The organism is Faecalibacterium longum, from assembly GCF_040094125.1.
In the GTDB taxonomy this organism is placed as follows: domain Bacteria; phylum Bacillota; class Clostridia; order Oscillospirales; family Ruminococcaceae; genus Faecalibacterium; species Faecalibacterium longum.
The window spans coordinates 1-10,490 of sequence record NZ_JBBNIH010000130.1 but is presented as its reverse complement, the minus strand read 5'-3'; the positions used below and the strand labels follow the sequence as shown (position 1 = coordinate 10,490).

Genomic DNA, 10,490 nt, shown 5'->3' with positions numbered 1-10,490 from the left:
TTTGCTATAATCAGTCATGTGCATAACCTCCTGTGCGTCCATGTATGTGTCATTTACACTTAAAATTATGCACTCCAACGTGCGCTGCCGTATTCTGCGCCCTTGCGGTATTTGCGGGCATTTTTCCCTTTGAAATAGACAATCAGACGGATAACCACCGCGCCCACAATGCCAATAAGCAAATCCAACGGGTGAACGCTCGGCAAGGCATTTGAAAACGCTTCGGAAAATCCCTGTGTGATATTGAGTATCTTTTCGGAAATATCCGCGCCGGGGGCAAGCCGCACCGCCTGTCCCACCTTATCAAAGAGATAGACAAAGAACACATACGGGATATTCGGGATTATCAGCTTTTTGTAGTTTATCTGCTTCATATCTCGCGCCCCCTGTCTATTTTCTTTACCTTGTCGCGGGCGGCGTTAAGCTGCTTCGCCTTGTCCTTTGCTGCGGCAAGGGCTTTGCGGATAGAGGGCTTTTTATCCCTGTTCAGCTTCTTTGCGGAAAACTCTTGAAACGCTGCGGTCATAACGTCCGCGTCCCTGCCTTTGAAAAACACAAGGTAACGGGTCTGTTCGCCCTTAACCTTTTTCAGCGAAAAATCTATGTTGTATTTCTTCGCGGTACTCTCAAAGGCTTTGATATTGCTGTCGGTGATCTCGATGTTGGAAACCCCCGCATTTTGCTTCATAAGCTGCCGCATGGTCTGTTTCCCATGCGGTGCTTTGCTTTTCTGCTCCAAAAACTTCTTGATTGCTTTCTGTAACGCCTGTTCGGTAAGCCTTGCCGCGCCTTTTCCCACGTTGACGGATAGGGCAATCGTTTTTTGGGTTACTTCCTCCTGCAAGGTATCAACTCCTTTCCCGGTAAACTGCGGCTATGCTCATTTGCTGCCGTAAAAGTCGTGATTGACAAGGGCGGTATAGTAGCTGTCAATGGTACTCGGCGCGTTGAACAGCACCGCTTTTAGATACTGCTTGATGTTGCGGATTTTGGTTGTGTTCTCCCTCATGCAGTCCAAAACAAACTCAACGTGGCTGCTGTTCAGCTTCATAAACTTTGATTTGACAAGTTCGGCGGGGTAGTCGTCCCCGGCGATACGGATTGTCTTTCGGGCTGTGCAGACGGTTTCCAGCATGATTTCTACAATCTCGTCCAAACGGTCTTTATCCATTTTGGGGTCTTGAATGAGAATGTCATAGTCGATGTTTTCTTTGATGATTTCCCGATAAATCTCTATTGCACTGTTTGTTTTCGCTTCCGTTCTTTTCCTTTCCGGCGGCGCAGCCGCTTCGTCCTGCTCATAAGGCAAGGGATTTAGGGAATGGAAAGGAATGGAATGGGTACTTGATAGATCAGTAATTGATTGTTCTTTACTTGATATATCTTTATTTAATTGCGTTGGATTTTCCAACGTAGGTTTTTCCTGCGTAGGTTTTTCCAACGTTGGATTATCCAATGTTGGATTTTCCAATGTAGGTAAATCCAATATAGGCGGCTGTCCGCCGCTGGTAGCTGCTTCCGGCTCTCGCGGCTGCGGCTGCTCGTATATGACGTAATCTGCGCCCCGCAAGCGTCCCTTTTCGTCGCGCTCCCGGCTGCGCACGATATATCCGGCTTTTTCGAGTTCCTTTACCGCTTCGCGGATTGCGTCGATCTTCTCCCGGTTGATATGGGATAAGCCCGCAAGGGTATAATCCCAATCTTCGGGCAGCGAAAGCATTTGCGACAACAAGCCCTTTGCCTTTAAGGACAATTCCTTGTTTCGCAAGTGGTGGTTGCTCATAACGGTATATCCCGTATTTCGCTCCACTCTGAAAACTGCCATATTTCCTCACTTCCTCTCTTGGTATGCGTGGACAATTAGAAAGCCGTTTTCGGCTGTTTTGGTATTGCAATATGCCCTTTGCCGTTTTCGCGTCTGCAAAGCCGCATGGCACAAGGGCTTTTGCCCGTCTATTTGTCCATGCTGGCGTGCGTTTTCCGCGTCCTTTTGCCGGGGCAATAGGGACACTCTTTGAAAACGCAAAACTCATATTTCCATTGTGGGCGGTAGAAACGGCAAGTACCGCAATCTTCATCATCTCCGGCACAACCGGATTGATAGCGGTCAAATCCCGGCTTCTGCTGCATGATCAGTTCAAACGCCCGCTGCTTGCCCTTTGTGAAATACATTCCGGCTGCGCCTCCTTTCCTGCGGGCATAAAAAAACGGCGTTACTTTCTCCCCAAAAGGGGTTAAGGTAACGCCGCTTGTGTGCGTATTCAGTTTTTAACACATTCCCTGTCTATCCGCTGTCCGCAAAACCATTGATTTTATTAGCTTTTTGCCGCTATCGCTATCACACCTCATTATTCAATCGTCCCGGTTTTCAATCTCTAATAAAAGAGGTAGAAGCAGGAAATGTCGAAACGCTTATTGTGAAGGATATGAGCCGCTTAGGACGAAATTATCTGCAAGTCGGTTTTTATACGGAAGTTCTGTTCCCACAGAAAAACGTCCGATTCCTTGCAATCAACAACAGCATCGACAGCAACAATGCTTCAGACAATGATTTTGCTCCGTTTTTGAATATTATGAACGAATGGTATGCCAAAGACACGAGCAATAAAATCAAGGCTGTGTTCGATGCCCGGATGAAAGATGGAAAACGTTGCAGCGGCTCTATTCCGTATGGATATAACCGTTTGCCGAACGACAAGCAGACACTTGTTGTTGATCCTGTGGCATCCGAAGTCGTAAAGCGCATTTTTCTTCTTGCGAACGAAGGAAAAAGCCCACGGGCAATCGCAGAACTGTTGACAGGGGAAAAAGTCCTGATTCCTGCTGCATACGCAAAGAAATATCACCCAGAGCAGTACAATGGGACAAAGTTCTCCAATCCGTACCTGTGGGGCACCTCCTCCGTAAGAACAATTTTAGGTCGGCAGGAATATCTGGGACACACTGTTTTACGAAAATCTGTAAGCACAAACTTCAAACTTCACAAGAGAAAAGAAACAGATGAAGATGAACAGTACGTTTTCCAGAACACGCATGAACCGATTATATCGCAAGAACTTTGGGATAGTGTTCAGAAACGCAGATGCCGAGTGAATCGTGCTTCTGCTTGGGGAACGCACACCAACCGTTTAAGCGGGTATCTGTATTGTGCCGACTGCGGCAGAAGATTGACCTTGCAAACACACTATAGTAAAAAGGATGGGTCTACTCAATATTCTTATCGTTGTGGTGGATATGCAAGTCGGGTGAATGGCTGTACTGCCCATTCAATCAGTGCCGATAATGTTGAAGCCCTGATATTGGCATCGGTCAAACGCTTTTCGAGATTTGTTCTAAAAGATGAAGAAACCTTCGCTTTGGAACTGCAATCACTTTGGAAAGAGAAACGTGAAGAAAAGCCGAAGCAGAACCAATCGGAATTGAAACGTTGTCAAAAACGCTATGATGAGCTTTCTGCCCTTATTCGTAGTCTGTACGAAAATCTTATGTCTGGACTGTTGCCCGAACGACAGTACAAGCAGCTGATGGCACAGTATGATAGCGAGCAGGCAGAATTGGAATCGCAGATGGAAACGATGAAATCCGAAATTGCCGAAGATAAATCAAGTTCCGCTGATATTCGGCATTTCATTTCGCTGATTCGCAAGTGCAAAAATCCAACAGAAATCTCCGATTCAATGTTTAACGAACTTGTCGATAAAATCGTTGTTTATGAAGCCGAGGGTGCAGGCAATGCCCGCACACAAAAGGTTGACATTTATTTCAACTATGTCGGCCAAGTCGATATTGCTTATACCGAGGAAGAACTTGCCGAACTGAAAGCGCAGAAGGAGCAGGAAGAACGGCAGCGCCTAGAGAAGCAGCGCAAACGTGAAAAAGCCTATCGAGAAAAGCGAAAAGCAAAGATAATCGCTAAAAACGGTGGCGAGATCATTAAAACCAAAACGTGTCCGCACTGCGGGAAGATGTTTACACCTACGAGCAACCGACAGCTTTTCTGTTCAAGAGACTGCTGGAATCAGGCAAGACAGGGGCAAAAGGAAGCGGCTAGAGAAGCCGAGAAAGGAGGTCATTACTACCGGCAACGTGCCTGTGCCGTATGCGGTCACTCCTACTGGCCTACACACAGCCAGCAGGAATTTTGTTCCGATGAGTGCAGGAGAATTAACCACAACAGGAAAACCTTGGAATTCTATCACAAGAAAAAAGGAAATCCAAAACCTGACCCAGAAGCAGTCCCAACGCCGAAACCAAAGGAGGATAATGCAGCATGACTACCATGAAAATTTCCATCCATGACAACGCTAACGGTCTGGACTACACCCTTGTCAATGACCACTATCTGCCGAATCTGACCGTAGCAGCCCCGACAGAGCAGCACCCTACCGGGCGGTGGGGCCGCTTACATAAGACGTACCTGAAGGAGCAGAACCCTGTCCGGTACAACCAACTGCTCCTGTCCGGTGAGCTGAGCGGCTATCTTGCCAAGCTGGACAAGCAGACCGAGGAGCAGCTTGCATTGACCGTCCGGCAGATGCAGGAAGCCGAGGGCGTGACCGAAGCCCTGAGAGCTGCCGATCAACTGGAGTGGGTGCGCCGGATGAACAGCATCCGCAACCGTGCCGAGGAGATCATCAAGACCGAGCTGATTTTTGTATAAGGAGGTGCCCACGATGACTGTGCTGAAACCGATGCTGAAACTTGCCCTTTTTCCGCTGCTTCTGCTGCTGATTCTGGCGCAGTGGGTGGGCATCTTCCTCACGACCTTCTCCACGATCCTGACGAATCTGCTGGCGGGGCTGTTCTTCTTCGTGGCTCTGACAAGCTGGATCATGAAGCTGGCAGACGGCGGCGAAGTCCTGAAAATGCTGATTACCGCATTTGTGGTTTTCGTCCTGCCTTACATAGCGATAGCTGCTATCGCCAAAATCTCCTTTTTCGCTGATGAACTCCGGGATTTTCTCCAATCCTGAGTTCAAGACCGCCCTGCACAACGCACGGCGGTCTTTTTGCTACATCGGGTCTGCACAGGGCAGGCCCTTTTTTAATACGGAGGAACAAGCCTATGAAACTGACGTTTGAAGAAAAGAAGCTGCTCTACACCTATGGCTGCGCCGATCTGGAACTGACCCGCAAGCGGCTGTACGGAGTTGCCGGGCTGACGGTTGACCCCAATCAGAACAAGATGGTGTATGACTTCTGCCGGAAGCTGGAGGACGAAACGCTGGCAGACTGGTACGACCAGATGTTCTACTTTGTCCGTGCTGAGATGGAGTGCTACACCAACATGCTGCTCCTGATGCAGGACATCGAGGAGGACGAGGACTGGGGCCCGACCATCTTTGACGAATCCGAGGAGGAAGAACTGATTGACGATGTTTAAGCTGGAAACCATGATCTACGCCAGCGAGGACGGAACAAGCAGCGTGTTTACGCTGAATCCTGACTTGCAGAAACAACTTGCCGACCTTGCTATGCGGCATCCGGAGGTGTGTTGCCGGAAGAAAAGCGGCGATACCGGGGGTCAACAGTATCAATTAAATTCAGCCATGAAAATTTGTATCTGATTGCTCTTGTCGAAGATGTTAAGGCTTTGCTTAGCATCTTCGTACATAAATTGTAACAATTGCCAAATTTGAATGACAGGTTATGTTGGATATGTCAATATCCTAACTGTTGTTAACGAAAAATTGAAAAAATCACTTTTTTGTGATATAATTTCACAATAATGAATAACAAAAGGGGGTGGTATGTGGTGGCAGTAACATATAAACGATTATTTCACCTGATGATCGACCGAAATATCTCAAATGCTGAACTTATCTCAAAAGCAGGTGTTAGTGCTAATATTTTCACCCGCATGAAAAGAAATCAGTATATCGCATTAGACTCGATTGAAAAAATATGTTCAGTGTTAGACTGCCAAGTTGATGACATCTTGGAATTTACGTCAGATGATGGTCAATCAAAGGGAGATGTAGAAAATGAATGAAGATAAATATGAGCGCACGATAGATGAGCTTGAGACCCACGCTTGTAAATGGTGGCCGCAAGAAGTTCGTGATGAAGCACAGAAAGTCAGTATATTGCCTGTACTGCTAAATTCACAAGAAAAATTTATTTCCATATTAAAATTGGCTAATAAAGAAGAACCACTTAGCCTTTTTAGCTTGATTGATGCTTCTCATTTTGCGTATAATCTCTTTTTGAAGCATCTGATTCTTTTGGTTGATTTTGGCAGCGAGCCGCTTCAAAGAATTAACAAAGATTTTCGGGAAATATTTCCAAATCGTAAATTTGTCTTTGATGTTGGAAATGGTCCTTTTGAATATGAATTTTCGGCATTGCCTATTGCTGGCGTTCTAAACAATAAACGCATGAAAACTGACACTTCGGAAAATTTGTCTGACACGCGCGTAAATGTGCCGCTTTGCAAAGATTTAATTATGTTATTAACATTTGGCGGTGCAGCCGTAGAGGCCAATGTTCATTCGATTTTCTTCAGATGCACGCCCTATGAATATCTCGGCGATGACGTGAAAGTTGAAACATTTGTTAGACAGAACTACATTCGCGTGAGTAAAATCATCAGTGGAAAAATGGCTTCTGATCTCGGTAATGGTGCACAGCAGTATGTTGTAAAGTACCTAACTCGTTCCTTGGGTAACAATTATTGTGTAAGAAGCAACGGTACTATTCCGGGGGTTACACAGAACGATGGTGATACTTTAACAAATTTTGATGTTGTGGTAGACCGTGTAGATGACAGTAGCCGTCATAAAAAATATGTTGCCATCGAAGTGACTTTCCAAGAAACAACCAATAGTACGATTGAGCGCAAAGGTGGTCAGGCTCGCGATAGATTTGAAAAAATAGTTAGTAGTCGAAACTATATTGCCTACATTATCGACGGTGCTGGAAACTTTGCAAGGAGATCTGCGGTAAGTGTGCTTTGTGAAAATAGTCATTGTACAGTTGCATATACTCCGGAAGAGTTCCAGCTGCTGACGGAGTTTATTAAGGAGAGAATTGGATGATAAGGACAATTGATTTGTTCGCTGGTGTTGGAGGCATCCGTTTGGGCGCTGAAGCGGCACTAAAAAGACACGGTATTGATTCCAAATGTGTTCTGTCCAGCGAAATCAATGAGAAAGCCTGTGAGACATATCAGCTTAACTTCGGCGAACATCCCTGCGGTGATATTCACGAAATCTCTGAGATTGAACCGTTTGACTTTTTGCTTGGTGGGTTTCCGTGTCAACCGTTTTCGTATGCGGGCAAGCGAAAAGGATTTGGTGACACTAGAGGTACGTTGTTTTTTGAAATTGAGCGTATCCTTCAAAAGTACCAGCCAAAAGCCTTTCTTCTCGAAAATGTAAGAGGTTTATATACGCATGATGAAGGGCGTACTTTTGATACCATCATGTCAAAGCTCCATGATTTAGGATACGGAACTTATGATATGCTGCTCAACAGTTCCAACTTTGGAGTACCTCAAAATCGCGTGCGTTTATATATTCTCGGAATTAAAAATGCCACGCCCAAAATGTCACTAAGGACTAATCTGGGCGCGACAGATTCTCACGACTTTAAGCGAAAGTATAAACAAACAAATTTCTTTGAGCTTGGCAATTCTCAGTCAAAACGGATGGTCAGGGATATAATTGAAGAAACTGTTGACGAAAAATATTACTGCTCTAAAACCTTTGAAAATCAGTTGAGGTCTGTTGTTGGCGATGATTTGTCAAGATTAAATGGTTACCGACTCATTGACTATCGTGGCGGTCAATCTTTGCACTCATGGGAACTCGGAACAAAGGGGCATTGTACTCCCCAAGAAATCAAGTTTATGAACCTCCTTATTCAGAATCGTCGAAAACCGATTTTCGGGAAACAGCAGGACGGAAAGAAGCTTAGCCTAGAGCAAATACAGACCTTTTATACTGATAAAGATATTCTGGATGTAATAGAGTCTTTGAAGCAAAAGGGCTACCTGAAAGAAGATAATGGAAGATTTAACCCTGTATGTGGAAATATGTCTTTTGAGGTCTTTAAGTTTCTTGACCCTAATAGCATTTCTATTACGCTAACCTCGTCCGATTCCAATCGTCTTGGCGTTGTTCAAAATAACCGACCGAGGCGAATTACACCGAGGGAGTGTGCAAGACTTCAAGGTTTTCCAGACAGTTTTATTGTAAATCCCACAGATGCTTTTGCATACAAGCAGTTTGGAAACTCCGTTTCCGTTCCAGTGATCGAAGCTGTTGTAAATGATTTTATTGAGCAGAACAAAGACGTGCTGAACTGGAAATAACGTAATTTGGTATTTTTGTGGTTTGAGTTTCAGAAAGGAGGTTGGATGCTATGGCAAAATCGATTCCTGCTTTGGTAACGCCAGAGGTTCTTGTTTGGGCAAGAAAATTAGACGCTATTTCTATTGATGAAATCGCATCTAAAATGAAGATTCCACCTCAGAAAATCGAAGAATGGGAGGATGGAAAATCTTACCCGACATTGACACAGGCCAAAGAGTTGGCCAAGCAGTATAGGGTTCCATTCGTTTACTTCTATCTTCCTGATACACCCCAAAGAAAAAAGCGACTTAACAAAGTGGACTATCGCGCCTTTGGAAACATGGGTGTTCAGAATACGGAATCTCGTGAATTGAGATGGCTTTTAAGGGATATTGAGGATCGCCGAGACTCCATGTTAACTTTATACGAGGAAATCGGTAAGAAGCCGTTGGATTTCCCGATTAAGGTTGACGTGAAAAGTAGCAATGAGAAAATTGCAAAAGCTATTCGAGAGTTGCTAAATCTAAATATGGCTACCCAAAAGAAATTTCGCCAGCCCGAAAAAGCATTATCCCATTGTGTAGAAGCTCTGGAAAAAAATGATGTACTTGTATTTCAGGCTGCAAAAATAGAGACGAGTGAAATGCGAGGTTTATCCGTTGCGTATGAACAAATGCCGATAATCGTTCTGAATCGAAAAGACGAACCGTCGGCAAGATTATTCACTCTCTGCCACGAACTTGTTCATATAGTCACTCGTACATCTGGAATTTGCACAGATGTATCTGAAAATTCTACTTCTAATAATGAGCTGGAGTTACGCTGCAATCAAATTGCAGGAATGGTGTTGGTTCCGAAATCGAGTATTGTCAAGCATCCTGTTATAAAAGATATTCAAGCCTATGGCTTTGATGACGCGCGTGTCGGCAAAATAGCACGAGACTTTGCGGTAAGCAAGCAAGTTATTCTCCATTGCCTTTGGGAACTAAACATTATCTCTCAGCCTTTTTATTATGAAACGCTTAATCGGTATTCGGACGAGTATAAAGCGTACAAAGCTCAAAAATCCAAAAAAGGTTTTCTTCCTCCAGTCACCGATACTGGAACACAAGTTGGAAAACTATATGCAAAGACCGTACTCAATGCTTACTATGCAGAGAAGATAACGGCAAGAGATACGTCAAGTTATTTACTAAACCTCAAAGCTAAAAATTTTGGAAAACTGGAAAGGTGGTGCTTCTAGTGGGAGACAAATATGTATTTGATGCTAACATATTTATCAATCTACATCAGAGGCAACCAAGAGACATCTATCCTTCTGTATGGAATAAAATCGACGAACTCATGGCGAATGGGACGATAATATCGAGTCGAGAAGTTTATGATGAGCTGCTAAGAAATGACGATTCGTTATCAGGATGGGCAAAAAGTAGGAAAGAATATTTTTTGCCATCTGAAATTCCCATTCAGGAAAAGGTTCGCAAAATTTTATCAGAGCATCGTGGACTTGTTGAGGGTGGAAAGAAACAAAACAACGCAGATCCTTTTGTGATAGCTCTTGCGCAAGAACAGCACTGTGTATTGGTTACAGAAGAAGTTCGCACTAACAGTCTTAACGCTCCCAAAATTCCCAATATCTGTGATGCCTATGGGGTTACATGTATCAATTTTGTTAGTTTTATCCGTGAGATGAAACTAACCTTTTAATAGTAATATAGCAGGAAGCAACATTCGTATGGGTAGATGCTTCCTGCTTTTTATTTTCCTTACATATACAAATCATAAAAAGGAGCGTGATGCCATGACCCAACCCAAAACCGCCCTTGCCTACCTCCGCAGCGAAAAAGCCAAAGCAGAGCAGAAGCTGCGCTCTTGCCAGCACCGGGAGAAGATTCTTGAACGCCAGATGTCAGAGCTGAACCGGAGAGAGCGTGTGCACCGTCTTTGTACCCGTGCCGGAATGCTGGAAAGCTTTCTGGTCTGTCCGGGAGAACTGACCGATGATCAGGTGATGGAACTTTTGAAAATCTCGTTCCGTCAACCGGAAGTCGTGCTGGCGCTTGCAAAGATGGTGCATGACGTTCACGAACGGAGCAACGTCCAAAACCCTTTAGAATAAAGGGCGCAATTATACACCGTTCCGGTGAAATTGCGGTCTTGCAGACGGCTCGATGAAATCGAAGCTGGCGTTTGTGC

General features: G+C 44.7%; 14 protein-coding genes and 1 pseudogene. 11 read left to right on the top strand and 4 right to left on the bottom strand.

The features are described from left to right. Positions 1 to 74: 74 nt before the first annotated feature. The 4 genes and pseudogenes from AAAU26_RS06835 to AAAU26_RS06820 form a co-directional block, all read right to left on the bottom strand. A pseudogene (locus tag AAAU26_RS06835) lies at positions 75 to 374 on the bottom strand (conjugal transfer protein TraG); the annotation flags it as partial. Then, positions 371 to 844 carry a PcfB family protein gene (locus tag AAAU26_RS06830; RefSeq protein ID WP_006775667.1) on the bottom strand — a complete coding sequence of 158 codons (474 nt, stop codon included), beginning with the start codon at positions 842 to 844 and terminating at the stop codon, positions 371 to 373. The gene AAAU26_RS06830 and the pseudogene AAAU26_RS06835, both read right to left, overlap by 4 nt. Before the next feature lie 36 nt (positions 845 to 880). Continuing rightward, positions 881 to 1,825, bottom strand: a complete 945-nt coding sequence (locus AAAU26_RS06825; RefSeq protein ID WP_021748558.1) for a DUF6017 domain-containing protein — start codon at positions 1,823 to 1,825, stop codon at positions 881 to 883. 128 nt (positions 1,826 to 1,953) lie between these two features. Next, a complete protein-coding gene (locus tag AAAU26_RS06820; RefSeq protein WP_021748559.1) occupies positions 1,954 to 2,172 on the bottom strand; it encodes a hypothetical protein in 219 nt (72 codons plus the stop codon). 77 nt (positions 2,173 to 2,249) lie between these two features. On the opposite strand from AAAU26_RS06820, the gene AAAU26_RS06815 reads away from it, so the two are divergent. The 11 genes from AAAU26_RS06815 (at position 2,250) to AAAU26_RS06765 (ending at position 10,413) form a co-directional block, all read left to right on the top strand. Next, a complete protein-coding gene (locus AAAU26_RS06815; protein ID WP_431834284.1) occupies positions 2,250 to 4,274 on the top strand; it encodes a recombinase family protein in 2,025 nt (674 codons plus the stop codon). After that, the gene (locus AAAU26_RS06810) at positions 4,271 to 4,660 is read left to right on the top strand and encodes a TnpV protein (RefSeq protein ID WP_227619305.1); all 390 of its coding nucleotides are present in this window, start codon (positions 4,271 to 4,273) and stop codon (positions 4,658 to 4,660) included. The genes AAAU26_RS06815 and AAAU26_RS06810 overlap by 4 nt, the downstream gene beginning before the upstream one ends. Positions 4,661 to 4,673: 13 nt before the next feature. Continuing rightward, a complete protein-coding gene (locus AAAU26_RS06805) occupies positions 4,674 to 4,973 on the top strand; it encodes a hypothetical protein (protein WP_227619306.1) in 300 nt (99 codons plus the stop codon). A 92-nt stretch (positions 4,974 to 5,065) separates the two neighbouring features. Beyond that, positions 5,066 to 5,383 (top strand): hypothetical protein, encoded by a 318-nt coding sequence (locus tag AAAU26_RS06800; RefSeq protein ID WP_227619307.1) that lies wholly within the window; start codon positions 5,066 to 5,068, stop codon positions 5,381 to 5,383. Further along, positions 5,376 to 5,567, top strand: coding sequence for a hypothetical protein (locus AAAU26_RS06795; protein WP_227619330.1), 192 nt, complete (start codon positions 5,376 to 5,378; stop codon positions 5,565 to 5,567). The genes AAAU26_RS06800 and AAAU26_RS06795 overlap by 8 nt, the downstream gene beginning before the upstream one ends. A gap of 188 nt (positions 5,568 to 5,755) precedes the next feature. Further along, positions 5,756 to 5,992, top strand: coding sequence for a helix-turn-helix domain-containing protein (locus AAAU26_RS06790; RefSeq protein ID WP_227619308.1), 237 nt, complete (start codon positions 5,756 to 5,758; stop codon positions 5,990 to 5,992). Continuing rightward, positions 5,985 to 7,037, top strand: coding sequence for a hypothetical protein (locus tag AAAU26_RS06785; RefSeq protein WP_227619309.1), 1,053 nt, complete (start codon positions 5,985 to 5,987; stop codon positions 7,035 to 7,037). Before AAAU26_RS06790 ends, AAAU26_RS06785 begins: the two co-directional genes overlap by 8 nt. Then, positions 7,034 to 8,314: a DNA (cytosine-5-)-methyltransferase gene (gene dcm, locus AAAU26_RS06780; RefSeq protein ID WP_227619310.1), complete on the top strand. Its 1,281-nt coding sequence runs from the start codon at positions 7,034 to 7,036 to the stop codon at positions 8,312 to 8,314. Before AAAU26_RS06785 ends, dcm begins: the two co-directional genes overlap by 4 nt. A 50-nt stretch (positions 8,315 to 8,364) precedes the next feature. Then, positions 8,365 to 9,537: an XRE family transcriptional regulator gene (locus tag AAAU26_RS06775; RefSeq protein WP_227619311.1), complete on the top strand. Its 1,173-nt coding sequence runs from the start codon at positions 8,365 to 8,367 to the stop codon at positions 9,535 to 9,537. After that, positions 9,537 to 10,001, top strand: coding sequence for a DUF4411 family protein (locus AAAU26_RS06770; RefSeq protein WP_227619312.1), 465 nt, complete (start codon positions 9,537 to 9,539; stop codon positions 9,999 to 10,001). Before AAAU26_RS06775 ends, AAAU26_RS06770 begins: the two co-directional genes overlap by 1 nt. A gap of 94 nt (positions 10,002 to 10,095) precedes the next feature. Beyond that, positions 10,096 to 10,413, top strand: a complete 318-nt coding sequence (locus AAAU26_RS06765; RefSeq protein ID WP_227619313.1) for a DUF3847 domain-containing protein — start codon at positions 10,096 to 10,098, stop codon at positions 10,411 to 10,413. Positions 10,414 to 10,490 lie beyond the last annotated feature (77 nt).